General features: G+C 39.3%; 20 protein-coding genes. 15 read left to right on the top strand and 5 right to left on the bottom strand.

The window, feature by feature from the left end:
- Nucleotides 1-13 precede the first annotated feature (13 nt).
- The 7 genes from EV694_RS02955 to pgi all read left to right on the top strand — a co-directional run bounded on the left by EV694_RS02955 (nt 14) and on the right by pgi (nt 8734).
- Complete coding sequence (locus tag EV694_RS02955; protein WP_132689235.1) at nt 14-1201, top strand: lipoprotein-releasing ABC transporter permease subunit; 1188 nt, start codon at nt 14-16, stop codon at nt 1199-1201.
- The gene (gene lolD / locus EV694_RS02950; RefSeq protein WP_132688992.1) at nt 1194-1910 is read left to right on the top strand and encodes a lipoprotein-releasing ABC transporter ATP-binding protein LolD; all 717 of its coding nucleotides are present in this window, start codon (nt 1194-1196) and stop codon (nt 1908-1910) included. The genes EV694_RS02955 and lolD overlap by 8 nt, the downstream gene beginning before the upstream one ends.
- Before the next feature lie 30 nt (nt 1911-1940).
- Nucleotides 1941-3194, top strand: coding sequence for a lipoprotein-releasing ABC transporter permease subunit LolE (gene lolE, locus EV694_RS02945; RefSeq protein WP_132688989.1), 1254 nt, complete (start codon nt 1941-1943; stop codon nt 3192-3194).
- A gap of 99 nt (nt 3195-3293) precedes the next feature.
- Nucleotides 3294-4388: a 3-deoxy-7-phosphoheptulonate synthase AroG gene (gene aroG / locus EV694_RS02940; RefSeq protein ID WP_279386847.1), complete on the top strand. Its 1095-nt coding sequence runs from the start codon at nt 3294-3296 to the stop codon at nt 4386-4388.
- A gap of 202 nt (nt 4389-4590) precedes the next feature.
- A complete protein-coding gene (locus EV694_RS02935) occupies nt 4591-5982 on the top strand; it encodes a replicative DNA helicase (protein WP_132688986.1) in 1392 nt (463 codons plus the stop codon).
- 8 nt (nt 5983-5990) lie between these two features.
- Complete coding sequence (gene alr / locus EV694_RS02930) at nt 5991-7067, top strand: alanine racemase (protein WP_132688983.1); 1077 nt, start codon at nt 5991-5993, stop codon at nt 7065-7067.
- Nucleotides 7068-7087: 20 nt separating this feature from the next.
- Nucleotides 7088-8734, top strand: coding sequence for a glucose-6-phosphate isomerase (pgi, locus tag EV694_RS02925; protein WP_132688980.1), 1647 nt, complete (start codon nt 7088-7090; stop codon nt 8732-8734).
- 158 nt (nt 8735-8892) lie between these two features.
- Here the strand turns inward: pgi and metC are convergent, their stop codons facing one another.
- The gene (gene metC, locus EV694_RS02920) at nt 8893-10092 is read right to left on the bottom strand and encodes a cystathionine beta-lyase (RefSeq protein ID WP_132688977.1); all 1200 of its coding nucleotides are present in this window, start codon (nt 10090-10092) and stop codon (nt 8893-8895) included.
- 154 nt (nt 10093-10246) lie between these two features.
- Between metC and EV694_RS02915 the strand changes: the two genes are divergently transcribed.
- Complete coding sequence (locus EV694_RS02915; RefSeq protein ID WP_132688975.1) at nt 10247-10849, top strand: peroxiredoxin C; 603 nt, start codon at nt 10247-10249, stop codon at nt 10847-10849.
- A gap of 387 nt (nt 10850-11236) precedes the next feature.
- Nucleotides 11237-12712, top strand: a complete 1476-nt coding sequence (gene rng / locus EV694_RS02910; RefSeq protein WP_132688972.1) for a ribonuclease G — start codon at nt 11237-11239, stop codon at nt 12710-12712.
- Between the two features lie 72 nt (nt 12713-12784).
- On the opposite strand, the gene dnaJ is transcribed toward rng, so the two are convergent.
- Nucleotides 12785-13915: a molecular chaperone DnaJ gene (gene dnaJ, locus EV694_RS02905; protein ID WP_132688969.1), complete on the bottom strand. Its 1131-nt coding sequence runs from the start codon at nt 13913-13915 to the stop codon at nt 12785-12787.
- A 107-nt stretch (nt 13916-14022) separates the two neighbouring features.
- Nucleotides 14023-15927: a molecular chaperone DnaK gene (gene dnaK / locus EV694_RS02900; RefSeq protein WP_132688966.1), complete on the bottom strand. Its 1905-nt coding sequence runs from the start codon at nt 15925-15927 to the stop codon at nt 14023-14025.
- Nucleotides 15928-16342: 415 nt separating this feature from the next.
- Here dnaK and EV694_RS02895 point away from each other — a divergent pair, with 415 nt between their 5' ends.
- Nucleotides 16343-17755, top strand: coding sequence for a YdgA family protein (locus EV694_RS02895; protein ID WP_132688963.1), 1413 nt, complete (start codon nt 16343-16345; stop codon nt 17753-17755).
- Nucleotides 17756-17831: 76 nt separating this feature from the next.
- The gene (locus EV694_RS02890; protein WP_132689229.1) at nt 17832-18917 is read left to right on the top strand and encodes a lytic murein transglycosylase; all 1086 of its coding nucleotides are present in this window, start codon (nt 17832-17834) and stop codon (nt 18915-18917) included.
- Nucleotides 18918-19079: 162 nt separating this feature from the next.
- On the opposite strand, the gene EV694_RS02885 is transcribed toward EV694_RS02890, so the two are convergent.
- Nucleotides 19080-19904 carry a D-hexose-6-phosphate mutarotase gene (locus EV694_RS02885; RefSeq protein WP_132688960.1) on the bottom strand — a complete coding sequence of 275 codons (825 nt, stop codon included), beginning with the start codon at nt 19902-19904 and terminating at the stop codon, nt 19080-19082.
- An 81-nt stretch (nt 19905-19985) separates the two neighbouring features.
- Here EV694_RS02885 and yoaA point away from each other — a divergent pair, with 81 nt between their 5' ends.
- The 4 genes from yoaA (at nt 19986) to rnd (ending at nt 25579) form a co-directional block, all read left to right on the top strand.
- Nucleotides 19986-21914: a DNA repair helicase YoaA gene (gene yoaA / locus EV694_RS02880; protein WP_132688957.1), complete on the top strand. Its 1929-nt coding sequence runs from the start codon at nt 19986-19988 to the stop codon at nt 21912-21914.
- Nucleotides 21911-22612, top strand: coding sequence for a tRNA (adenosine(37)-N6)-threonylcarbamoyltransferase complex dimerization subunit type 1 TsaB (tsaB, locus tag EV694_RS02875; protein ID WP_165865493.1), 702 nt, complete (start codon nt 21911-21913; stop codon nt 22610-22612). Before yoaA ends, tsaB begins: the two co-directional genes overlap by 4 nt.
- 78 nt (nt 22613-22690) lie before the next feature.
- Nucleotides 22691-24373: a long-chain-fatty-acid--CoA ligase FadD gene (gene fadD, locus EV694_RS02870; protein ID WP_132688951.1), complete on the top strand. Its 1683-nt coding sequence runs from the start codon at nt 22691-22693 to the stop codon at nt 24371-24373.
- 57 nt (nt 24374-24430) lie between these two features.
- Nucleotides 24431-25579 carry a ribonuclease D gene (gene rnd / locus EV694_RS02865; RefSeq protein WP_132688948.1) on the top strand — a complete coding sequence of 383 codons (1149 nt, stop codon included), beginning with the start codon at nt 24431-24433 and terminating at the stop codon, nt 25577-25579.
- Nucleotides 25580-25624: 45 nt separating this feature from the next.
- On the opposite strand, the gene hflX is transcribed toward rnd, so the two are convergent.
- Complete coding sequence (hflX, locus tag EV694_RS02860) at nt 25625-26974, bottom strand: ribosome rescue GTPase HflX (protein ID WP_207859776.1); 1350 nt, start codon at nt 26972-26974, stop codon at nt 25625-25627.
- Nucleotide 26975: the final 1 nt, after the last annotated feature.

Raw genomic sequence — 26975 nt, 5'->3', positions numbered from 1 at the left:
GTTGCATAGGAACATTAGGTTGAATATTTCTTTGTTTATTGCTTTACGTTATTGGCGAGCAAAAAGTGCCGAACGTTTTGGGCGATTAGTGACCTATCTTGCCAGTATTGGGATTATATTAGGCGTGATGGCATTAATTATTGTGTTATCCATTATGAATGGGTTAGAACGCCAGCAAAAACAACAGGTTTTATCGACTATTCCTCATGGGATAATTACCCCACAACAAGGGGAATTAAATGCTCAGTCTGTCCCTCCGCATTTCCCTTCGTGGGTACAAAAAGCCATTCCAATAAATAGTACCAATGCGATTTTACAAAGTCATCATAGTGTCAGTGCGGGCGTTGTCATTGGTATTCGAGCATTGAGTGATGATCCTATATTGGCGAATTTTCCCGCTCAAGAGTTTGAAAATTGGTTACCTGCTGGACAATTTAATATCATCATTGGTTCAAGATTAGCGGAGCAACTACAGCTAAACATAGGGGATAAAGTGCGGGTAATGTTGACGGAAAATAGCCAATATACCCCTTTAGGGCGTGTGCCTACTCAACGCCTGTTTACAGTGAGCCAAATTTATTATTCCAATGCGGATGCCTCAACTTATCAAGTGTTTACCAATTTAGCGGATATTGGACGTTTAATGCGCCTTTCGGCGGAGCAATTTCAAGGGTATCGCCTTTTTTTATCCGATCCTTTTGATATTGTGAAATTGCCAGATGTGTTAAAGTCAGATTGGCATATTAGCGATTGGCGTTCGCAAAAAGGCGAATTTTTCCAAGCGGTACGCATGGAAAAAAATATGATGGGCTTATTGATTAGTTTGATTATTATTGTGGCAGTGTCTAATATTGTTACCTCGTTAAGTTTAATGGTTATGGATAAACAAGGCGAAATTGCGATTTTACAAACACAAGGTATGACGAAAGCACAAATACGCCATATTTTCATTTATCAAGGATTTTTTGTTGGCTTAGTAGGGAGCTTGATCGGCACCCTATTGGGCGTTGTGGTTAGCCTTTCTTTAGCGGATATTTTGCAATGGTTTCATCAAGAGGTGATTCATCTGCCAACTTTACTTCATTATCAACAGATTATAGCGATCTTTTTCTTTTCTCTGTTGCTTTCGCTTTTATCTACCCTTTATCCAGCTTATCGAGCATCAAAAATTGAACCCGCAGAGGCGTTACGTTATGAATAATGCGATAAAAATAAATGAAAAATCCACCGCACTTTTAACTTGCCAGCAGTTGTCAAAGTCTTATCTTGAAGGCGACAAACAAACGCAAGTGTTAAAAAATGTGAGTTTCTCTATGCAAGCGGGCGAGCTTGTGGCGATTGTGGGCAGTTCTGGCTCAGGAAAGTCTACTTTATTGCATTTATTAGGGGGATTGGATAAGCCTAGTGTAGGGGAGGTGGCGATTAATGGACAACCGTTATCAGCATTGTCCGAAAGCCAGTTAGCCAAATTACGCAATCAATATTTAGGCTTTGTTTATCAATTTCATCATCTTATGGCGGACTTCAGTGCCTTAGAAAATGTGATGATGCCATTATTTATTGGCAAAATGAATAAAACAGAAGCGGCGCAACGGGCGGAACAGATGCTGATTTCGGTGGGGTTAAAACATCGTATGGATCATCGTCCTGCGGCGTTATCAGGTGGCGAACGTCAACGGGTTGCCATTGCTCGGGCTTTGGTCAATAATCCCGCTTTAGTGTTAGCTGATGAACCTACTGGTAATCTTGATCGGGCGACAACGGAAAGCATTTTTGAATTAATTCAAGAGCTTAACCAACAACAAAATATTGGTTTTTTATTGGTTACTCATGATTTGCAGTTGGCACAAAAATTAAATCGCCGTTTGGTGATGCAAGATGGTGTGTTACAGCCTGAAAGTGCGGTATAAAATAGGAAAATTTTTAATAGGAAAAATTTTATGAATACAGCATTTTTTATTAGTTGGCGTTATCAGCGAGGGCGACAAAAAAATCGTTTGGTCTCCTTAATTTCGGCATTTTCTACCATAGGCATTGCCCTTGGGGTCGCTGTGTTAATTTTAGGTCTAAGTGCAATGAATGGCTTTGAACGGGAGCTAAATCAGCGTATTTTAGCCGTTGTTCCCCATGTGGAAATTTTGCCTTATCAGGCTGAGAGAGAGAATGATCGTTTGTATCATTATCAAAATTTAGTGGAATTATTGCAACAATCGCCACAGATTAAAGGTGTATCTCCCTTTGTAGGGTTTACGGCTTTGGTAGAAAATGGCACTAAACTTAAGGTGGTGCAAGTTAAAGGCGTGGATAAACAACAGCTCGATCAAGTGAGCGCCTTGGGGCATTTTGTACTTGATAACGCCTGGCAACATTTTAATGCCAATAGTGGGCTTATTTTAGGTTATGGCATTGCACAGGAGTTAGGGGTAAAGGTAGGCGATTGGGTAAGTTTACTGATTTCCCAACAAAATGGCGGTACACAACTAAGCCAACCATTAAGAGAACGTATTCAAGTGTCAGGCATTTTACGCTTAGATGGGCAATTAGATCATAGCTATGCGTTAATGCCTATGGCACAGGCACAAAAATTGTTGGGCTATCAGCCTGATCAAGCCAGCGGAGTAGAATTTGCGGTGAAGCAACCCTTTGCTGTCCAACAATTCGATTATTCGCTATTAGCCCATTATCCACAAGCCTTAACCGCACAAACTTGGATCAGCAAATTTGGTTATATGTATCGTGATATACGCTTAATTCGTATGGTGATGTATATTGCTATGGTGCTTGTGGTAGGGGTTGCCTGTTTTAATATTGTGTCAACCTTAATTATGGCGGTCAAAGATAAGCAATCAGATATTGCCATTATGCGAACCTTAGGGGCGAATAATGGTTTTATAAAACGCATTTTTATTTGGTATGGTTTACAAGCGGGTATGAAAGGCTGTTTTATTGGTATTGTATTGGGGATTTGTTTATCCTTGAATTTAACCGAGCTGATTAAAGGCATTGAATTTTTATTAGGGCATAAATTGTTATCCGATGGCATTTATTTTGTGGACTTTTTACCTAGTGAATTACATTGGCAAGATGTGGTATTTGTTTTTAGTGCCGCTTTGATTTTGAGTTTACTTGCCAGTATTTACCCAGCTAATCGAGCGGCGAAGTTACAGCCTGCTCAAGTATTAAGCAGTCATTAACAAAAAGCAAAATTTAAACTTAAACTAGTTTACTAGTACAGTAATAAGTGTTAGATTAGAACAAATTTTTATCATAGCATAACAAAAATGAGGCGTAGTATGACCGACAAGCATAATAATGATATTTTAATTGAAAATGATGACACACGCATTGAACGTGTTGATCAAGTTTTACCACCTGTGGCATTAATTGAGCGTTATCCTGCTACAAAAGTAGCCGCCAATACGGTAAAAGAAGCTCGTAAAGAAATCCACGACATTATTCATCGTAAAGATGATCGTTTATTGGTGGTGATTGGGCCTTGTTCTATTCATGATCCTAAAGCAGCGTTGGATTATGCACAACGTTTATTAAAAATGCGTGAAAAGTATGCCGATAATTTACAAATTGTGATGCGTGTTTATTTTGAAAAGCCTCGTACAACTGTGGGTTGGAAAGGATTAATTAATGATCCTCATTTAGACGGTAGCTATGCGTTAAACGATGGATTGCGTATGGCACGCAAATTATTGTTGGATATTAATGAATTAACTGTGCCTACCGCAGGAGAGTTTTTGGATATGATTACGCCACAATATGTGGCAGATTTTATGAGCTGGGGAGCGATTGGTGCAAGAACCACAGAATCACAGGTGCATCGTGAATTAGCTTCTGGTTTATCTTGTGCCGTAGGTTTTAAAAATGGTACAAATGGTGGGGTGCGTATTGCCCTTGATGCAATGGGATCAGCTGAATCACCACATCATTTCTTATCGGTGACCAAATTCGGGCATTCCGCTATTGTGAGTACCAAAGGAAATAAAGATTGCCATATTATTTTGCGTGGTGGCGATAAAGGCCCAAATTACAGTAAAGAAGATGTGAGTGCAGTTTGTGCTGATATTGAAAAATCAGGGCGTATTCCTCATGTTATGGTGGATTTTAGCCACGCAAACAGCAATAAACAATTTAAGAAACAATTAGAGGTTTGTGCTGATGTGGTAGAACAGATTCGTCAAGGTTCAAACCAAATCTTCGGCGTAATGATTGAAAGTAATTTAGTAGAAGGTCGCCAAGATTTAATTGAAGGGCAAGCGGATAAGCTAACCTATGGTCAGAGTATTACGGATGCTTGTATCGGTTGGGAAGATACTGAACAGGTTTTACAAGCCTTGTCTGAGGCAGTGGTTGCTCGTCGTCAGCATAAAGGTTAAGCAAGATAATAAGGGCATAGGATTATGCCCTTATTTATCCATATAGTAAGCCTTGCCATGTGCTTTGGCGTACCGCCTCGTCTTATTTTAAATTGAAATGAGGATAAAATTTTTTTCAAAATCCACCGCACTTTTCACATTTCAATCCCGCTTGAATTTGTTATCATATAGCCTTTCATTTTAACCAGCATACCGATTTATTATGGCACAACAAAAAACAACCAATAGTATGGAACAAGAGGCCATTTCGCCCCATTCCTTAGAAGCGGAGCAAGGGGTACTTGGCGGTATTTTATTGGCTAATCAGGAATGGGATAATATTACCGATCATCTTGTGGTAGAGGATTTTTATCATCATGCTCATCGCGCGATTTTTCAGCAAATGGAAAATTTAATGCGTGCTCAAAAGCCTATTGATTTAATTACTTTAGAACAAGCGTTAAAAGATCAGGGCATTTTGCAAGATATAGGGGGGTTTGCTTATTTAGCGGAGCTATCTAAAAATACCCCAAGTGCTGCTAATATCGTGGCTTATGCGGAAATTGTACGAGAAAAAGCGGTTTTAAGAGAGCTGATTGCCACAGGACATAGTATTGCTAAAAGTGGTTATCAATATAAAGGCGAGGATATTCGCGAAGTCTTAGACAAAGCGGAGCGTGATGTTTTTGCTATTGCAGAACGCCGAGCGAATAAGAATGAGGGGCCGCAAAATATTCTGGGTATTTTAGCCGATACCATTGATAAAGTGGAAAAGCTAGGCAAAATGAAAGATCACGATGGGGTAACGGGGGTAAGCACAGGCTTTCGCGATTTAGATCGGAAAACCGCAGGTTTACAACCCTCCGATTTGATTATTGTCGCTGCTCGCCCTTCTATGGGAAAAACCACTTTTGCCATGAATTTATGTGAAAATGCGGCAATGTTAAGTGATAAACCCGTCTTAGTTTTTAGTTTAGAAATGCCAGCCGAACAAATTATGATGCGTATGCTCGCCAGCCTTTCTCGGGTGGATCAAACAAAAATCCGTACAGGACGTATTACCGATGATGAAGAATGGGCAAGATTAGCCAGTACCGCAGAAATGTTAAATAATAAGCCGAATATGTATATTGATGATACACCAGGATTAACCCCAACGGAGTTACGCTCAAGAGCAAGACGGGTTTATCGTGATCATGGTGGCTTAAGTATGATTATGGTGGATTATTTACAATTAATGCGAGCCCCAGGCTTCTCCAATAATCGAACCTTAGAAATCGCCGAGATTTCTCGTTCATTAAAAGCCTTAGCTAAAGAGTTAAATATCCCCGTAGTGGCATTAGCACAGTTAAACCGCCGTTTAGATGACCGACAGGATAAACGCCCAGTAAATTCCGACTTGCGTGAGTCAGGATCTATTGAGCAAGATGCGGATTTAATTATGTTTGTGTATCGTGATGAGGTTTATAACGAAACCTCAGAGAATAAAGGTATCGCCGAAATTATTATCGGAAAACAGCGGAATGGGCCTATTGGTAAAGTGCGTTTAACCTTTTTAGGGCAATATTCTAAATTTACCGATTATGCCGGCGAGGCTTATAGTGATGAGTATTAAACAGTTTTATGAAACCAGCAACAGCCAAAATTAGTTCCTCAGCCTTAAAGCATAATATCCAAGTTATCCGCCATAAAGCCCCAAAGAGCAAAATTATCGCGGTGGTCAAAGCCAATGCTTATGGGCATGGTGTGTTTTTTGTGTCTTCAACATTAGCGCCTTTAGTGGATTGTTTTGGCGTAGCACGCTTAGAAGAAGCCCTTGCTTTACGTTCCAACGGCATTATTAAACCCATTGTGTTGCTAGAAGGCTTCTTTTCTGCCAAAGATCTTGCCATTTTGGCGGTCAATAATTTACAAACCATTGTGCATTGCGAAGAGCAAATGCAAGCCTTAGAACAAAGTGCGTTACCTAATCCCATTAAGGTTTGGCTAAAAATTGATACAGGTATGCACCGCTTAGGCGTGCATTTGGAACAAGTAGAGCATTTTTATCAACGCTTAAAAAATTGCAAAAATGTATTGCCTCAAATCGGCTTTATTAGCCATTTTAGTCGAGCAGACGAGTTACAATCCGACTATACTCAACGTCAACTTGACCGCTTTTTATCGGTAACCCAAGGGAAAGAACAAGAACGAAGTATCGCTGCTTCAGGGGGCATTTTATTTTGGCAACAATCTCATTTGGAATGGATTAGACCGGGGATTATTATGTACGGCATTTCGCCTAATGATATTCACGGACAACAATATGGCTTAAAGCCTGTGATGACCTTAACCTCTTCATTAATTGCGGTGCGTAGCCATAAAAAAGGCGAGCCAGTAGGCTATGGTGGCAGCTGGATCAGCCCACAAGATACCCATATTGGCGTGGTTGCCATTGGTTATGGTGATGGTTATCCAAGAAATATTCCAATGGGGACACCGGTTTATTTAAATGGGCGTTTAGTACCAATAGTGGGACGTGTTTCCATGGATATGCTTACGGTGGACTTAGGGCAACACTGTCAAGACAAGGTGGGCGATGAAGTGATTTTATGGGGTAAGGAATTACCGATTGAAGAAATTGCCCGCCAAACGGGTTTACTAAGTTATGAATTAATTACAAAATTGACCCCACGGGTTATCACCGAATATATTGATTAAATTTAATAAAAGGAAATGTTATGCAAAATATTAATCCTACTCAAACCAACGCTTGGAAAGCCTTAGAACAGCATAATGCCGAGCAAAGTGCGGTTACAATTCAACAACTTTTTGCCTTGCAAAATGATCGTTTTGAACAATATTCATTAAATTTTAATGATGAAATTTTAGTGGATTTTTCAAAAAACAAGATCAACCAAGATACCCTAAAATTATTGCGCCAATTAGCGCAAGAATGTGCTTTGCCACAAGCCATTGAAGCGATGTTTAATGGCGAAAAAATCAATCGTACCGAAAATCGTGCGGTGTTACATACCGCTTTGCGTAATCGTGATAACTCGCCAGTGATAGTGGACGGCAAAGATGTGATGCCAGATGTGAACGCTGTATTGGTGAAAATGAAATCTTTCTGCCAACGTATTATTGATGGCGAATGGAAAGGTTATACTGGCAAAGCCATTACTGATGTGATTAATATTGGTATCGGCGGATCAGATTTAGGCCCTTATATGGTTACCGAAGCATTACGCCCTTACAAAAATCATCTCAATATGCACTTTGTGTCTAATGTTGACGGCACGCATATTGTTGAAACCCTAAAAAAAGTGAATCCAGAAACCACATTAATTTTGGTAGCGTCAAAAACCTTTACCACTCAAGAAACCATGACCAATGCCCATACGGCAAGAGAATGGCTATTAAATGCAGCTAAAGATGAAACCCATATTGCTAAACATTTTGCGGCTCTCTCAACCAATGCCAAAGAAGTAGAAAAGTTTGGTATTGATACCGATAATATGTTTGAATTCTGGGATTGGGTAGGCGGACGTTATTCCTTATGGTCAGCCATTGGCTTATCCATTGCCTTATCCATTGGCTTTGAGAATTTTGAACAATTACTATCAGGGGCGAATGCGATGGATAAACATTTCCGCAACACCCCGATTGAACAAAATATTCCAACCACATTAGCCTTAGTGGGCTTATGGAACACCAATTTCTTAGGGGCACAAACGGAAGCCATTTTACCTTATGATCAGTATTTACACCGTTTTGCCGCTTATTTCCAACAAGGCAATATGGAGTCTAATGGTAAATATGTTGGACGTGATGGCAAAGAAGTGGATTATCAAACCGGGCCGATTATTTGGGGCGAACCGGGTACTAACGGACAACACGCGTTCTATCAGCTTATTCATCAAGGTACAACCTTAATTCCTTGTGATTTTATTGCGCCAGCACAAAGTCATAACCCGATTGGCGATCACCATAGTAAATTATTATCCAATTTCTTTGCGCAAACCGAAGCGCTCGCTTTTGGTAAAAGCCAACAAGAGGTAGAACAAGAATTTGTCAATGCCGGTAAACCCTTGGCAGAGGTAAAAGAGATCGTGCCGTTTAAAGTCTTTAAGGGCAATAAACCAACTAACTCAATCTTATTGAAAAAAATTACGCCATTTTCCTTAGGGGCGTTAATTGCGATGTACGAACATAAGATTTTTGTTCAAGGCGTAATCTTCAATATTTATAGCTTTGACCAATGGGGCGTAGAGCTAGGTAAACAACTGGCTAACCGTATCCTCCCTGAGCTAGAAAATAACCAAAAAATTACCAGCCACGATAGTTCAACCAATGGGTTAATTAATCAATTTAAACAGTGGCGTTAATGTTTAAGTGTTAAAATGGTTGCTAATAATTTGAGGAAATTATTAGCAACCATTTGTCCATTACACCACCTATTTGTATAGTCGCCCCACTTTAAAATGATACAGTGTTGTACTCCTTGCTATATTTTCGGTGTTCCGCCTTGTGAAACGATTATAAATTATTTCGCTAAGTCTAAACGTTCAAATCCTGCTTTAAGATCGGCAATAAGATCATCAACCTTTTCTAAGCCAATATGTACACGAATTAATGTCCCCGTTAAAGTGCGGTCTATATTAGGACGAATTTTAGCGATTTCTTCAGGTTGATTAAACAAAATAAGGGATTCATACCCCCCCCAAGAATAGGCCATACTAAATAATTTAAAATGATCCATAAAGGCTTCAAGTTGCGTTTGTGAGAGTTTTTGTTGTAATTCAAAAGAAAACAAACCACTTGAACCATTAAAATCACGTTTAAAATATTCATGTCCAGGACAACTTGCTAAAGCAGGATGATAAACTGCCTTAACTTTTGGCTGTTGACTAAGCCAATTAGCAACTTCAATACTACTTTGCTCGTGTTGTTTTAAACGCACAGCCAAAGTTCGTAATCCTCTTGCTGTCATATAAGCACTATCAGCATCAAGCATTTGCCCCATAAGATAAGCATTTTCTCTCAGTTGATCCCAACAACGGGCATTGGAAACCACTGTTCCCACCATGACGTCAGAATGTCCAACAAGGTATTTTGTGCCCGCTTGAATTGAAATATCAATGCCATATTGCAAAGCATTAAATAAAATACCGCCTGACCAAGTATTATCAATCATAATTACAATATCTGGATTTATCGCTCTAACAGCCTTAACCATCGCGGGAATATCTGGAATTTCAAAGGTCAATGAACTCGGACTTTCTAAAAATAAAACTTTGGTATTTGGTTTTACAAGTTGAGCAATTTTTTCACCACATAAAGGATCATAATAACTGGTTTCTACCCCAAAATTTTTTAAGGTTTTATTACAAAACTCTTGTGTGGGTTCATAAGCTGCGCCCGTCATTAAAATATGATCACCTGTTTTCACAAAAGCCAATAATGTATTTGTCACTGCCGCTGCACCACAAGGGAATAAATAACATCCTTCTCCCCCCTCAAGCTCACACATAGCTTCCTGTAATGCAAAATGCGTTAAAGTGCCTCGCCGCCCATAAAACAAACCGCCTTTAGCACGATTGATGGTTGCCTGCTTTTTTTCAGCAAGATTATCAAAAACAAGGGAAGATGCACGCTGGATAACTGGATTAACGCTTCCCTGAGTAACACGTTTATTACGTCCACTATGAATAAGTGCGGTAGAAAAATCAGTTATTTTTGCCATAAATACCTCTATAATAAATTTATCATTCTTATTAGATAAAAATAATTGATTTAATAGATAAAAACAACTATTCAAATAAAATTATCTTTTTTAGAATAATCAGATTGTCGATCTTTTTAACCATAATGTTTTATTTTAGTAAGGAGATTTTACTATGGTATTAGTAACACGCCAAGCACCAGATTTTGATGCGGCAGCTGTATTAGGTAACGGCGAAATCGTTGATAACTTTAACTTCAAAAGACACGTTGCAGGTAAAGCAGCGGTGATTTTCTTCTATCCATTAGATTTTACATTTGTATGCCCTTCTGAGCTTATTGCTTTCGATCACCGTTATGAAGAATTTGCTAAACGTGGTGTAGAAATTATTGGTGTTTCTATTGATTCTCAATTTAGCCACAACGCATGGCGTAAAACCCCAACAGATAAAGGTGGTATCGGCGAAGTAAAATATGCTTTAGTGGCAGATGTTAAACACGAAATTGCTAAAGCCTATGGTATTGAACACCCTGAAGCGGGTGTAGCATTACGTGCTTCATTCCTAATTGATAAACACGGCGTTGTTCGTCACCAAGTGGTTAATGATTTACCATTAGGTCGTAATATTGATGAAATGTTACGTATGGTTGATGCTTTACAATTCCATGAAGAACATGGCGAAGTTTGCCCTGCACAATGGGAAAAAGGCAAAGAAGGAATGAAAGACAATCCTGAAGGCGTAGCAAGCTACTTAAAACAACACGCAGATAAACTATAATCATAGTTTAGTTTCTATTTCAGTAAATAGCCAGTTGTATGGTTATTTTTTAGAATATCAAACTTAATTTGACGTCCTCATTTTATAGAGGATGTCAAATTAATTTCATTCTAAATTCTTTTTATTCCGAATATGTTTTCTATCAAATTATTAATATATTCAGTGCAGTCATAGACTTACTTTTTTTTATTTCTCTTCAAAATTGATTCAACGATAAAAATATTCAGTATTTTGAAAATGGCGCCCATTTTTAATGGGGGAATTTCGTGTATCTTACAGTATTATTTTAAGTTGAATAACTATAATTAATTCTAATTTACCACTATTATTCCACTGCCCTTTTAGTTAGACTATTGCCAAGATAAATTGATTATTGTAAGGAAAACAATGAGTAGCATAGAGTTATTAATGAATGTTACCCCAAATGAAACCCGTATTGCTTTGGTGGATACAGGGGTATTAAGGGAAATGCATATTGAGCGAGAAGCCAAACGCGGTATTGTCGGTAATATTTATAAGGGACGTGTAACAAGAGTTTTACCGGGAATGCAATCGGCTTTTGTGGATATTGGTTTAGAAAAAGCGGCATTTTTGCACGCCTCAGATATTGTTTCCCATACAGAATGTGTGGAAGAAAGTGAACAAAAACAGTTTGTGGTAAAAGATATTGCCGAATTAGTGCGAGAGGGGCAAGATATTGTGGTACAAGTGGTCAAAGATCCCCTCGGCACGAAAGGAGCAAGATTAACCACAGATATAACTCTACCTTCTCGTTATTTGGTGTTTATGCCAGAAAATAGCCATGTGGGCGTTTCTCAACGGATTGAAAGCGAAGAAGAACGAGCTCGCTTAAAAGAGTTAGTCTTACCTTTTTGTGATGAATTAGGGGGCTTTATTATTCGTACTGCCGCAGAGGGGGTAAGTGAGCAAGAATTGCGTCAAGATGCGGAGTTTTTAAAGCGGTTATGGCGTAAAGTGCTTGAACGCAAAGGAAAATATCCCACTAAATCTATGCTCTATGGCGAGCTAAAATTAGCTCAGCGTTTATTGCGTGATTTTATTGGGGCAGAGCTGGATATTATTCGTATTGATTCTAAATTATGTTTTAGTGAAGTCAAACAATTTGCCGAAGAATTTATGCCTGCTCTGGTTAACCGCTTAGCGTTATATTCAGGTAATCAACCCTTGTTTGATATGTATGGCATTGAACGAGCAATCCAACAAGCCTTAGATAATCGTGTCAACTTAAAATCAGGCGGTTATTTGATAATTGAACAAACTGAGGCAATGACCACCATTGATATTAATACAGGTGGTTTTGTGGGACATCGCAATTTAGAAGAAACCATTTTTAATACCAATATTGAAGCCACACAAACCATTGCTCAACAATTACAGCTGCGTAATCTCGGTGGAATTATCATTATTGATTTTATTGATATGCAAACTGATGAACATCGCCAGCGAGTTTTACAATCATTACAAGAGGCTTTAGCCAAAGATCGGGTTAAAACCAATGTTAATGGCTTTACCCAATTAGGTTTAGTAGAAATGACCCGTAAACGAACTAGAGAAAGCCTTGAGCATGTTCTTTGTGGCGAATGCCCTGCTTGTAAAGGACGAGGGCGAGTGAAAACCCTAGAAACGGTTTGTTATGAAATTATGCGTGAAATCATTCGGGTACATCACTTATATAGTAGCGAACAATTTTTGGTTTATGCTTCTCGTGCAGTGGCGGATTATCTCATCAATGAAGAATCTCATGGCTTATTAGCGGAATTAGAAGTCTTTATTGGTAAACAAATTCAAATTAAAACTGAAGTATTTTATCATCAGGATCAGTTTGATGTGGTGGTGATGTAGTGGGGTAGTTGATAGGTATTAAAATAGCTAACCAAAATTGGTTAGCTATTTTTAATAAGTTAAAGTTAGAAATTACTTCGTTAAATCATCAAAGAATTTTTTTACTCCATCAAAGAAACCCGAGGATTTAGGACGTTGTTTAGGTTGCCCTTCTAGGCTTTCTTCAAGTTTGCGTAATAGGTCTTTTTGTTCTTCGTTAAGATGTACAGGAGTTTCCACAATAATCTTAACAATTAAATCACCCGCATAACCACTGCGTACACTTGCGACTCCTTTACCACGCATACGGAATAATTTACCTGTTTGAGTTTCCGCAGGAATTTTGAGTTTGACTCTGCCGTCTAAGGTTGGCACTTCCACTTCGCCACCTAATGCCGCCATAGTAAAGCTAATTGGCACTTCACAATACAAGTTATTGCCATCACGCTCAAAAATATGGTGTGGTCTAACATGGATAACCACATATAAATCCCCTGCTGGTGCACCTTGTTCGCCTGCTGCGCCCTCGCCTGATAAGCGTAGTTGGTTACCTGTATCCACCCCTGCTGGGATTTTTACAGAAAGATTTTTTGGTTTTTGTACACGCCCATCACCATGGCATTTTTTACAAGGTTTCTCAATTTTTTTACCCGTACCACGACAGGTTGGGCAAGGGGTTTCTTGAACGAAAAAGCCAGATTGACGGCGTAAACGACCAGAACCATGACAAGTAGGACAAGTTTCCACTTTGCTGTCTTTTTCAGCACCACTACCATGGCAATGATCACATTCCGCCAAGGTAGTAATTTGAATATCTTTAGTTGTACCTTTGACCGCTTCTTCAAGGCTAATTTCTAAATCATAGCGTAAGTCATCGCCACGAACGACACGCTGGCGACCTCCACGTCCACCAAACATATCACTAAAAATATCGCCGAAAATATCGCCAAAATCAGCGCCGCCGCCAAAGCCGCCGAAACCGCCAGCACCACCGCCTTGTTCAAATGCAGCATGCCCATATTGGTCATAAGCCGCACGTTTTTGGCTATCACTTAATACTTCATAGGCCTCTTGAATTTCTTTAAATTTCTCGGCAGCTTCTTTATCGCCTTGATTACGGTCAGGGTGATATTTCATTGCAAGACGTTTGTAGGCTTTTTTGATCTCTTTTTCGTCAGCCCCTCTGTTCACGCCGAGCAGTTCGTAATAATCTTTTTTTGCCATAATGTTTACTGTGTTAGGTTGTTTTTATTTGAAATAAATACACCAAAAGGGCGACAACGCCCTTATGGAAACTAGGACAAGACCAGCTTGTCCTAATAGTTGTGAAATTATTTATCTTTCACTTCTTCAAACTCAGCATCAACAACACCGTCATCGTTGTTTTTACCGCTTTGTGTTTGTTGAGCGTTGTTTTCAGCCTGTGCTTGACCTGCTTGGATCAATTTTTCTGAGGCTTGGATTAATGCTTGTACTTTTGCATCAATTTCTGCTTTATCTTCCCCTTTTGCCACCGTTTCTAATTCCTCTACGGCTTTTTCAATCGGTGCTTTATCTTCAGCAGATAATTTATCGCCCACTTCCGCTAATTGTTTGCGGGTTGAATGTACAAGGTGATCCGCTTGGTTACGAGCCTGTACTAATTCTTCAAATTTGCGATCCGCTTCGGCATTGGCTTCTGCATCACGAACCATTTGTTGAATTTCTTCATCACTTAAACCTGAAGAGGCTTTAATGGTAATTTGTTGCTCTTTACCTGTGCCTTTGTCTTTGGCTGAAACATGGATAATACCGTCAGCGTCAATATCAAAGGTAACTTCAATTTGTGGCATACCGCGTGGTGCTGGGTTAATACCTTCTAAATTGAATTGACCAAGTGATTTATTGGCTGATGCTTGTTTACGTTCACCTTGTAATACATGAATTGTTACCGCACTTTGGTTATCTTCCGCCGTTGAAAATACTTGCGATTTCTTCGTTGGAATCGTGGTATTTTTTTCAATTAAGGTCGTCATTACGCCGCCCATAGTTTCAATACCTAATGATAATGGTGTAACGTCTAATAACAACACATCATGCACATCGCCAGCAAGTACCCCACCTTGAATTGCAGCACCAATCGCCACAGCTTCATCAGGGTTCACATCTTTACGAGGATCTTTACCAAAGAATTCTGACACTTTTTGTTGTACCAATGGCATACGGGTTTGACCGCCCACTAAGATCACTTCGTTAATATCACTCACATTTAATCCTGCGTCTTTTAAAGCCACACGCACAGGCTCTAAAGAACGGGTTACTAAATCTTCTACTAAAGATTCTAATTTCGCACGTGTTAATTTAATGTTTAAGTGTTTTGGCCCTGTTGCGTCTGCTGTAATATAAGGTAAATTGACATCAGTTTGTTGGGCTGATGAAAGTTCAATTTTGGCTTTTTCAGCGGCTTCTTTTAAACGTTGCATTGCTAACGGGTCATTGCGTAAATCAACACCTTGTTCTTTTTTGAATTCATCAACTAAGTAGTTAATTACACGATTATCAAAGTCTTCACCACCTAAGTGAGTGTCGCCGTTAGTGGCTAATACTTCAAAGGTTTTTTCGCCATCTACTTCATCAATCTCAATGATAGACAAGTCAAATGTACCGCCTCCTAAGTCATAAACAGCGATAGTATGATTGCCTTTATCTTTGTCTAAACCATAAGCTAACGCTGCCGCAGTTGGTTCGTTGATAATACGTTTCACATCTAAACCAGCGATACGTCCTGCATCTTTAGTGGCTTGACGTTGAGCATCGTTAAAGTAAGCAGGCACAGTAATTACTGCTTCAGTAACAGGCTCACCTAAATAATCTTCCGCTGTTTTTTTCATTTTTTTCAATACTTCAGCAGAAATTTGTGGTGGTGCTAATTTTTCACCTTTTGCTGATACCCAAGCATCGCCATTGTCTGCTTTGATAATTTCAAATGGCATAATGCTCACATCACGTTGCACTTCATTATCTTCAAAACGGCGACCAATTAAACGTTTGATTGCAAATAATGTATTTTTTGGATTGGTTACCGCTTGACGTTTTGCAGGTTGACCAACTAAGGTTTCGTTATCTGCGGTGTAAGCAATAATTGATGGTGTGGTGCGATCGCCTTCGGCATTTTCAATCACACGTGGTTTATCGCCGTCCATTACAGCCACACAAGAGTTTGTTGTACCTAAGTCAATACCAATAATTTTTCCCATTTTGTTTCTCCTAATTAAATTTGTAAAATCATTCACGATACCTTAAATAAGGTTTGAATTTTGTTTTTCAAGGACATTTTTTTAAAAATTTATTTAATAAAAAATCACTTGATTTTGGCTTGTTGCTATAAATAAGGCTAAAAAATCAGAGTTCAAGGGCAAAGAAAAAATTATTTGAATTTTCACCGCACTTTTGTGTAAGTGGTATATTCGGTTGTTTATTATAGTCGTTTCAATTTAAAATAAGACAAGGTGGCTCGCCGAAGACAGTACGAATAGTACGGCGAGGCGTGCCAACGCTGTATTATTTTAAAGTGGGACGGCTATATGTAAAGATTTGTTTGTATAAGTCATAATCTGTGTTAAGTTAGTGCATTGTGATGAACCTGTTAATAATAAATTAAAGGAAAACAATATGAAAAAATCCACTATTGCTATTGGAATTATCGCTGTATTAGGTGCAGTTTGGACAGGCGCAGCTTGGTTTACGGGCAGTAAGGCTGAAGAGTATTATCGGCAAGCTGTGGCTGATGCCAACGTTCAATTACAACAAATTGCAGAAAGTTCAAATCAAGCATTAACCTTACATATCAATACCCTCGATTTTCAACGGGGCATTTTTTCGTCTCAAATTAAAGATGAATTGGTCATTAATGCAGAAATTAAGGGGGAAAAAAGACAATGGATCGTTCCTTTTACGGACAGGCTCTATCATGGTCCCTTACCTTTTAATCAATTAAAAACCTTTAATTTTATGCCAAATATGGTTAGCTGGGTATCAGAAGCTACGCCACACGAAAGTATTGCCCCATGGTTTAAGGCAACGCAAGGCGTTTCTCCTGTTATGATGGATTTTGTAGTGGGTTATAATCAAAAAGCGACAGGTGTATTGAAAGTTGCTGATACGGATTATTCTGATTCAGAACTTCATTTCGTTTTACAAAATCTAACCCTTAATATTAAGGATATGGATTCTCATGGTACAGGAAAAAGCCAAATACACTTAGGCACATTACAATTAAATACGCCTACAGGAGAAAGTTTCGCTTTAGATAAACTTGATATTAATGCAGATATAAAAACATTATTGGCGAATAATTTTTATATTGGCGAAGCTCAAGCTCAATTTGCCCAACTGACTTTACAAGCAGATCAACAACAGGTTTTGGTTAAAGAGGGTAAAATTGCTCAAAATGTTGAGGAAAAAGACGAATTCATTGACATTGCTTTATCGTTAAAAGCAAAAGAAAGCTATTGGCAAGAGAAGCCATTAGGGGAAATAAAGCTCTTGGCAGATTTCAAACATTTAGAAAAGCAAGCCCTTATTGATTTTGCCCAATTACCAAATATCGAGCAACCTACCGAAGAAGAGCTTTCCATTTATAGACAAGCAGAACAAAAAATTCTGCAAAATCAACCGCACTTTATATTAGAATCTTCTTTGGAAAATACAGCGGGCGAACTAGAGGCGAAAGTAAATATTGAATTATCTGAACCTCAGCAGCAATCCTTAACTCAAAGCGAATTGCTACGTTTATTTAAACAATTTGAGATTAAACTTGATTTAGATAAAGGGGCGTTAGAACAATATACCAGCATTTTGATTCAAAATATTTTGGGTCTATCGGAGCAACAAGCTCAGCAAGATGCACAACAATTCATTCGCGAGGTCATTGAGGGGTTACAAGCAGACAATTTCATTGTTGATAAAGACAAAGAAGTAAAAGCCAGCTTGATTTTAGAGGATGGCAATATGAAACTCAATGGCGAAACTTTATCAGAACAACAGTTACAATTATTATTGTTTGCTTTAATGTTTGGGTTATAATTTTATCACTATACATTTGAGGGCTGTGAAACAGCCCTTTTTATCGCTCATTTATCAAGATTTTATTGAGGAAATTATGCGTTTAGCCAAAACCTTTATCCCTTGTTTTTTAAGCACATTATTATGGGCTTGCAGTAGCCAACCTAAAGTTGACCCCCTTGAGCCACAAGCGATCTATCCAAATTCGCGAGAATTACATTATTTCGCCGATTATGTGGATTTTCTAAAACGCAAAGCCGCAGGGCAAGGCGTATCTAGCCAAACCTTACAAGCCAACCAAAATATTCGTTATATTCAACAAGCTGTGGATCTTGATCGCAAACAAGCGGCACGCCCCCGCCGAGATCCTAGCCAACCGAGAGTTGCTAATCCAAATGGAGCAACTAATTACCTTAAGCGAGTCCTCACCAATAATAAAGTGGAGGTGGCGAGCCGCCGTTATGTGGGTGTGCAATCTCATGTAAAAAAAGCAAGCCAAAAATATGGCGTACAACCTGAATATTTAATGGCGTTATGGGGTATGGAAAGCAGTTTTGGCTATTATCAAGGCAATTATGATGTGTTATCGGTGTTAGCCACTTTGGCATTCGAGGGGCGGCGAGAAATCCTATTTAGCCAAGAATTTATTAATGCCATGAAAATGCTTGAGCAAGGCGATATTAACCGCAAAGATATGCTAGGTTCTTGGGCTGGCGCAATGGGACAAACACAATTTATGCCTACTTCATATTTAAATTATGCCGTTGATGGTAATAATGATGGCGTGAAGAATATTTGGCAAGATCCTGCCGATGTATTTGCTTCCATTGCAAATTATTTATCTACTGTGGGTTGGGACAATAATTTACCTTGGGGCGTAGAAGTGGAAATTAATGGGAATTTACCCCTTGCCCTGGCAGGTACAGAACCCCAAAAATCTCGCTCCTTACAGGCTTGGCAAGCACAAAGCATTCGCTTAAAAACCCGTAGTTTGCAAGAATTACAAAAATGGAATGCCTTAGCTAACGCAGATCTATGGCTTATTCGCCCTGATCAAGAAAAAGGGCGGGCTTTTTTAGTGTCTAATAATTTTAGAACCCTATTAAATTGGAACCGCTCAAATTATTTTGCCCTAAGCATTGGTATGTTTGCCGATCGTATTCAGCAACGTATTAGGGATTGATTTTGAGTGAAAGGGCGGTGGATTTTTAGGTTATTTTTTATTTTATGTTTCCGTTTTTGTTAATGGTTTTCCCTTCTTTTATAAAGGGGACAAAGACCGTTAGCAAAAACGGAGAAATAAAAACAAAAAATCCTAAAACCCCACCGCTCTTTAGATTAGTTCTTAATAATTTTCTACCCCAATACTCAATCTAACACTTTCCCCTATGGCGAGCGGTTGATGAATTCTGGCGGTTTCTAGGCAAAGCATAGATTGATACGCTTGTTCAGTCATAGCACTGGTAGGTTTATGCCAAGGATTCCATAATACCATATCGCTGGCGTAATGATGTTCAAGCTGAATGGTGCGTTGCCAACCTTGATCTTGAATGGCGTTATGACAATGCGCTTGGGTAGGATAAATACAATCTACATTTTGCTCGATTTGACGTGGGCTTGCGACTTTTTCTTGTTGTTGAGTGAGGCTATTAAAACAAGTGTTGCCTAATCCGTAAATTTGGGTTTGTTGAATATGGCTGACTTGAAAATAGCTGTGGAGGGCAAGTTGTGCATTGTCTTGGGCGTGGTTGGTAAATTCAATGTTACATTTTTCACTAAAGGTAAACTGGATTTCTGCTTGTAATTGCTGTTCTAAAAATAATTGAAAAACTAACCGCACTTTGTCTTTGTGGATATCATATTGTTTAAGTTGCCATAAACTAATACGAGCAAAACCATGGGCGGGCGTGCCGTTGTTGTTAAACCAAGGAAAGCAAAGGGGAATACCGCCACGAATGGCTTTGCCTTGTTGATAGGGTTCAATGTCGCTTAACCAAAGTACGGGTTGTTTGGCGTGCTTGGGTTGCCATTGTAATAATTGGGCACCTTGCAAGGCAATTAAGGCGGTGCCTACGGAATGGGAAAGTTTGAGAAGTTGGATTTGGTTAATTTGGATAAGTTGCAATTCGGGGCTGAGTGTCGCAATGAGGGAGAAAGGGCTATTTAACATGATTTATCCTTATACTGTTCTTTTGTTCAGTGTATTTAGGTATAATACCCTAATTTTTTGGCAAAGCAATTTAAAATACCTATGGCTAATATTGATAATGTCCAGTCTGTTTTTGCTCCTCAAGGGGTGTTAAGCCGTAATATTACCTCATTTCGTCCGCGTGATGAACAAGTGGCAATGGCGCTTGCGGTGGAACAAGCCATTCAGGATAAAGGAAATTTGGTAGTTGAAGCGGGTACAGGCACAGGCAAAACCTTTGCTTATCTTGCCCCTGCGTTATTAGCAAATAAAAAAACCATTGTGTCCACTGGATCTAAAAATTTACAGGATCAGTTGTTTAATCGTGATTTGCCTACCATAAAAAAAGCCTTAAATTATCAGGGAAAAATCGCTTTATTAAAGGGGCGAGCCAATTATTTATGTTTAGAACGTCTTGCCCAATTAACCAGTCAAGGGGTGGTGGGCGATCGCTCGGTGTTGGCGGATCTAGCTAAGGTGGCTAAATGGAGTATTTCAACGAAAACTGGGGATTTAATTGAATGTGTGGAGCTTGCTGAAGATAGTCCTTTATTACCGCAACTGATTAGCACAACAGAAAGCTGTTTGGGCAGTGATTGCCCTAATTATGCGGATTGTTATGTGGCATTAGCTCGCAAAAAAGCAATGAGTGCGGATTTAGTGGTCGTCAATCATCATCTCTTTTTTGCGGATATGGCGGTAAAAGAAAGTGGGTTTGGCGAGCTTATTCCCAATGCTGAAGTGATTATTTTTGATGAAGCCCATCAATTACCTGATATTGCCAGTCAATATTTTGGGCAATCGTTAACCGCACGTCAGCTTAATGATTTGTGTAAAGATATTACGGTGGTACATCGTACAGAACTCAAAGATCTTGCTCAATTAGGGGCGGGAGCGGATCAGCTGTTGAAAGCGGTACAGGATTTTCGTTTATTATTGGGCGAGGGAAGTTTGCGTGGTAATTGGCGACAACTTTTGCAACAGAGCAGTGTGCAAAAAGGCTTGGCTTGGTTACAACAACGTTTAGATTTTTTAACCAAAGTGATCACGCAGGCATTGGGACGTTCGCAGACCTTAGATAATATTTTTGAGCGAATTAATCAGATTAATCAGTTATTATCACGCTTGGCACAAACGGAAATCACAGGCTATTGTTATTGGTATGAAACTATGGGGCGTTATTTTGCTTTACATATAACCCCCTTAACGGTAGCGGATAAATTTCATCAGCAGATGAAGGCACAGCAAGCCAGTTGGATCTTTACTTCTGCCACTTTAGAAGTTGGGGGAGATTTTGAGCATTTTTGTCAGCGTATGGGCATTGAACAAGCCCATAAACAGATTTTACCCAGTCCTTTTAATTATCCTGAACAGGCAATGCTTTGTGTGCCTCGTTTTTTGCCAAATTTAAATCAAAAACAGACCGCACTTCAATTAGGCGAAATGCTCTTACCTGTGATTGAGGCAAATCAAGGGCGTTGTTTTGTATTATGTACCTCTTATTCTATGATGCGTGCTTTAGCAGATTATTTTCGTCAGCATAGTCGCTTGGATATTTTGTTACAAGGCGAAATGGTAAAACCAAAGTTATTAGCCCAGTTTGTGCAACAGCCTCATTCTGTGTTGGTGGCGACTTCCAGTTTTTGGGAGGGGGTTGATGTGCGGGGCGACAGTTTATCTTTGGTGATTATTGATAAATTACCTTTTACTTCCCCTGATGATCCCTTACTTAAGGCACGAATGGAAGATTGTCGTTTACAAGGTGGCGAGCCTTTTTATGATATTCAAATTCCAGAGGCGGTGATTACCTTAAAACAAGGCGTAGGGCGTTTGATTCGTGATGTGACTGATCGTGGTGCGGTAATTATTTGTGATAGCCGTTTAGTTATGCGAAACTATGGCGGTATTTTTTTACGTAGTTTACCTAATGCGAAACGTACCCGAGATTTGGCACAGTTAATCGCTTTTTTACAACAAAAAGAGAAAAAATAGAGAACCTTATGACAACATTACTTGCATTAGATACCTCCACTGAGGCTTGCTCAGTGGCTTTATTTTATAATAATGAAATTACCCATATTGATGAGCTAGCACAACGTAGCCACACACAACGCATTTTGCCCTTGATCGATCAATTATTAGCCCAATCCGCTGTTCGGCTTAACCAAGTTGATGCCCTGGTATTTGGACGAGGACCGGGGAGTTTTACTGGGGTAAGAGTAGGGGCTGGTATTGCACAGGGGCTAGCTTTTGGTGCTGATTTGCCCGTTATTCCTATTTCTAATTTAACCGTAATGGCACAAGCCGTCTATGAACAATATCAAGCCACGAAAGTGTTAGCGGCTATTGATGCAAGAATGAATGAAGTGTATTTTTCGCAATTAACTCTAGTGCCTTCTGAAATGGCTTGGCAAGCGGAGAGGGAAGAAACGGTGATTAAACCTGAACAATTAGTGAGCCGTATTGGCAATGATACCTCTGATTATTATAAAGTAGGGACAGGCTGGGGGGCTTATCCAACCTTAGCGGAGATAAAGGGGATAATGACGGAGATTTTATTGCCGTCAGCACGTTATATGTTGCCATTGGCATTGCCTTTATGGCAACAACGAGCCGTTATCCGCCCTGATCAAATTGAACCTGTGTATTTACGCAATGAGGTTACTTGGCAGAAATTGCCCGGGCGATGATAGGGTATAAGCATTAATTTGTATTAATGAAAAGAACAAGGTAAACTCTCGCCGATAATAAAAATAAAAGGATTAATTATGGAAAAACGTTGGTTAAAAAATTATCCGCAAAATGTTGCTCAGGATATTGATACCAAACATTATACATCTTTACTTGATATGTTTGACAAGGCGGTGCGTAGCCACCCCGATCGAGCGGCTTATATTAATATGGGGCAAGTGCTTACTTTCCGTAAATTAGAAGAACGCAGTCGTGCTTTTGCGGCTTACTTGCAAAATGAGCTAAAACTGAACAAAGGCGATCGTGTGGCTTTAATGATGCCAAATTTATTGCAATATCCTATCGCATTATTTGGCATTTTGCGGGCAGGTATGGTTGTAGTTAATGTTAATCCTTTATATACCCCGAGAGAATTAGAACACCAATTACAAGATAGCGGAGCAACGGCGATTGTGATTGTCTCTAATTTTGCTTCAACGCTGGAAAAAGTGGTGTTTAATACTCAAGTAAAACACGTTATTCTCACTCGAATGGGCGATCAGCTTTCTTTTGGTAAGCGAACTTTGGTAAATTTCGTGGTGAAGTATGTGAAAAAATTAGTGCCTAAATATAAATTACCTCATGCCGCCACCTTTCGTGAAGTGCTAAGTATTGGTAAACATCGCCAATATGTTAGGCCTGATCTGGAACGTAATGATTTAGCCTTTTTACAATATACAGGCGGTACAACAGGGGTCGCCAAAGGGGCGATGTTATCCCATGGCAATATTATTACCAATGTATTCCAATCTAAATGGTTTGCCGAGCCTTTTGTGGGCGATAACAGATTGAGCCGTAAAGCCGTGATTGCTTTACCCCTTTATCATATTTTTGCTTTAACTACTAATTGCCTATTATTTTTAGAACTGGGCATTACGGGCGTATTGATTACTAATCCGCGTGATATTGATAGCTTTGTAAAAGAATTGCGTAAGTATCCTATTGTGGCGATTACAGGGGTAAACACCTTGTTTAATGCCTTACTTAATAATGAAGGCTTTCGTGAGCTTGATTTTTCCTCCCTTAAATTAACCGTTGGCGGAGGAATGTCGGTGCAACAATCGGTGGCAACACGCTGGCGAGAATTGACTGGGTGCAATATTATGGAAGGCTATGGTATGACCGAATGTTCGCCATTGATTGCAGCTTGTCCTATTAATATGACTAAACATAATGGCAGTATTGGCGTGCCTGTGCCGAATACCGATATTAAAATCTTGAAAGATGATGGCACTGAAGCCGCCTTAGGGGAAGCGGGCGAACTTTGGGTTAAGGGCGAACAAGTGATGCAAGGTTATTGGCAACGTCCTAAAGCCACAGAGGAAGTGCTTAAAGATGGCTGGATCGCCACGGGTGATATTGTATTAATGGACGAAAATTACCATTTACGCATTGTGGATCGTAAAAAAGATATGATCCTAGTGTCTGGTTTTAATGTGTATCCAAATGAAATTGAAGATGTGGTTATGCTGAATTATAAAGTAGCTGAAGTTGTCGCCATTGGCGTACCTCACGATGTTTCGGGCGAAGTCGTGAAAATTTTTGTGGTAAAAAATGATGAAAGCCTGACGCGAGATGAATTGCGTAAACATTGCCGCCAACACTTAACAGGTTACAAAATACCGAAAGAAATTGAGTTTCGCACTGAATTACCGAAGTCAAATGTTGGAAAAATTCTACGCCGCGTATTGCGTGACGAAGAACTCGCAAAACGTCAATAAATAAAATATGGCGAGGTAACTCGCCATCGTCTTTTTCGCTTAAAGTATCCCATTGAAATGATGTCCATAAAAGAATTGCAAAACGCACCGCACTTTAATCTGATTGATAATAATCAACAATTAGCTGAAGTTTGTGCCTTAGCACAAACCAAAAATATCATCGCTTTAGATACCGAATTTATTCGTGTGCGGAGTTATTATCCAAAATTAGGGCTTATTCAGCTCTATGATGGAGAACAATTAAGCCTTATCGATCCAATCAATATTAGTGATTTTTCTCCTTTACTTGCTTTATTTACCGCACCACATATTCTCAAAGTGTTGCACGCTTGTTCCGAAGATTTAGCGGTGTTTTATCATTATTTTAATCGGTTGCCACAACCTTTGTGTGATACCCAAGTAATGGCAAAATTCTTAAATTTCCCACAATCCACAGGTTTTGCCAATCTGGTACAACATTATTTTACGCTTGAATTAGATAAATCATCAGCACGCACAGATTGGCTAGCAAGACCCCTTACAGAAATACAGCTCAGTTACGCTGCGGCAGATGTATGGTATTTATTACCTCTATATCAAAGAATGTGGAAAGATTTACAACAAACACCTTGGCAGTCCGCCGCGGCTAATGAGAGTGAGCAATTACTTGAAAAATGCCAACGCATTGATGATCCAGAAAAGGCGTATATTTCAATACCCAATAGTTGGAAACTGGAGCCCATCGAGCTAATGCGGCTAAAATTATTAGCCAAATGGCGACTACAAGAAGCGATAAAACGCGATCTCGCAGTAAATTTTGTGGTAAAAGCTGAACATCTCTGGCTATTAGCTAAACATAATCCGAAAAGTATTACCGCTTTATTAGAGCTAGGATTGACACATCAGGAAGTGCGAGTACATGGTAAAACAATGTTAAAATTACTCGACCAAGTCAAACATATCCCTCCACAGGATTATCCAACGAAAATCCTACGCCTAGTGGAAGATCCACGCTACAAAACAGGGTTGAAACAGCTACAACACAAATTAAAACAAATTACCCCAGCGGATTTGAAACCCGAAGTGATCGCAAGTCGCCGAAGTTTAGAAAAACTGATGAAATGGCATTGGCAACTCACCTCAAAAGACAAGCTACCCGAATTACTACAAGGCTGGCGCCGCCCTTTTGGGGAGGCGTTGTTGCAAGAACTTGAGTATAAGTTATAGTTGTTCCAATTTAGATAATTTAACCTTGGCTGGCTTTGTTTTATTCTAATTTGAAATGGCTGTAGCAAGATAAGGAAACTGCTTAATTAACTTTAACCATTGTACTTTATCAATGGTGACTGTTAATAACAAGTTGCCTTGTTGGTCAAAGGTTTCTTGGGTGATGGCGTTTAATTGATAAAGACGATGGCGTACATTGCCTTGGGTTGGGGTGAGTTTGAGTGAAAGCTCAAGCATTTCTTTATTTAAACGCTGTTTAATGGCTTGTAATAATAAGTCTATTCCTTCGCCTGAATTGGCACTGAGATAAACGGCAATAGGGTTATTCTGTTGGTCGTAATCAATTTTCGCTCTCATATTTTCTATTTGATCGATTTTGTTATAGACCAATAATGTAGGGATCGCCTCTGCATTAATTTCTTTTAACACTTGTTCAACGGCAAGAATATTTTGTTGTTGGCGGTTATCGCTAATATCAATAACATGTAATAATAAATTCGCTTGGTTGACTTCTTGTAAGGTGGCTTTAAATGCCATCACGAGATCGTGGGGGAGGTGGCGGATAAAGCCAACAGTATCCGCTAATACTATATGACCAATATGATCCAAGGATAATTGGCGTAAGGTGGGATCTAAGGTGGCAAAAAGTTGATCGGCAGCATAAACATCAGCTTGGGTAAGTTGATTAAATAAGGTGGATTTTCCTGCGTTGGTATAGCCGACTAAGGAAATTGTGGCAATATTGGATTTTTGTCTGCTATGGCGGTTTTGTTGGCGTTGGTTCGCTACTTTGGCTAATTTGTGTTTTAATTGATTAATGCGAACTTTAATGAGCCTTCTATCCGTTTCTAATTGGGTTTCGCCTGGGCCTCTTAATCCAATAGCACCTTTTTGTTGATCTAAGCTGGTTTTTCGGCGGATTAAGTTGGTGGCTAAATAGTTTAGTTGTGCCAGTTCAACTTGTAATTTTCCTTCGTGCGAGCGGGCTCTTTGAGCAAAAATATCTAAAATAACGCCTGTCCGATCAAGTACACGACATTGGCAACATTTTTCTAAATTACGAATTTGTGATGGCGTAAGTTGATGATTAACAAGTAAAACATTGGCTTGTTGCTGTTTGACCGCTTGTGCCACTTCTTCTGCTTTACCTGTGCCGACCAAATATTTCGCTTGAGCTTGATTAAGAGGAGCTTGAATAATTTGACAGATATGTACCTTGGCGGATTTGGCTAATAAACAAAACTCTTGCAGTTCTTCTTGTTGGTGCTGCTTGTTGAAAGAAATATGTAAGATAATTGCCTGATCTTGGTTATCAGACAAAATAGAAAGTGCGGTAGATTTTTCTTTTATTTTTACCGCACTTAGGTTGTTATGTTGATGCTCAAGACTGTTCAAT

The organism is Volucribacter psittacicida (assembly GCF_004339025.1).
Classification (GTDB): domain Bacteria; phylum Pseudomonadota; class Gammaproteobacteria; order Enterobacterales; family Pasteurellaceae; genus Volucribacter; species Volucribacter psittacicida.
This window is presented reverse-complemented; position numbering and strand designations above follow the sequence as displayed.

Coding starts and splice junctions, on each gene's coding strand:
- lolD (WP_132688992.1), top strand. CDS start 1,194: ATGAATAATGCGATAAAAATAAATGAAAAATCCACCGCACTTTTAACT.
- lolE (WP_132688989.1), top strand. CDS start 1,941: ATGAATACAGCATTTTTTATTAGTTGGCGTTATCAGCGAGGGCGACAA.
- aroG (WP_279386847.1), top strand. CDS start 3,294: ATGACCGACAAGCATAATAATGATATTTTAATTGAAAATGATGACACA.
- EV694_RS02935 (WP_132688986.1), top strand. CDS start 4,591: ATGGCACAACAAAAAACAACCAATAGTATGGAACAAGAGGCCATTTCG.
- alr (WP_132688983.1), top strand. CDS start 5,991: ATGAAACCAGCAACAGCCAAAATTAGTTCCTCAGCCTTAAAGCATAAT.
- pgi (WP_132688980.1), top strand. CDS start 7,088: ATGCAAAATATTAATCCTACTCAAACCAACGCTTGGAAAGCCTTAGAA.
- metC (WP_132688977.1), bottom strand. CDS start 10,092: ATGGCAAAAATAACTGATTTTTCTACCGCACTTATTCATAGTGGACGT.
- EV694_RS02915 (WP_132688975.1), top strand. CDS start 10,247: ATGGTATTAGTAACACGCCAAGCACCAGATTTTGATGCGGCAGCTGTA.
- rng (WP_132688972.1), top strand. CDS start 11,237: ATGAGTAGCATAGAGTTATTAATGAATGTTACCCCAAATGAAACCCGT.
- dnaJ (WP_132688969.1), bottom strand. CDS start 13,915: ATGGCAAAAAAAGATTATTACGAACTGCTCGGCGTGAACAGAGGGGCT.
- dnaK (WP_132688966.1), bottom strand. CDS start 15,927: ATGGGAAAAATTATTGGTATTGACTTAGGTACAACAAACTCTTGTGTG.
- EV694_RS02895 (WP_132688963.1), top strand. CDS start 16,343: ATGAAAAAATCCACTATTGCTATTGGAATTATCGCTGTATTAGGTGCA.
- EV694_RS02890 (WP_132689229.1), top strand. CDS start 17,832: ATGCGTTTAGCCAAAACCTTTATCCCTTGTTTTTTAAGCACATTATTA.
- EV694_RS02885 (WP_132688960.1), bottom strand. CDS start 19,904: ATGTTAAATAGCCCTTTCTCCCTCATTGCGACACTCAGCCCCGAATTG.
- yoaA (WP_132688957.1), top strand. CDS start 19,986: ATGGCTAATATTGATAATGTCCAGTCTGTTTTTGCTCCTCAAGGGGTG.
- fadD (WP_132688951.1), top strand. CDS start 22,691: ATGGAAAAACGTTGGTTAAAAAATTATCCGCAAAATGTTGCTCAGGAT.
- rnd (WP_132688948.1), top strand. CDS start 24,431: ATGATGTCCATAAAAGAATTGCAAAACGCACCGCACTTTAATCTGATT.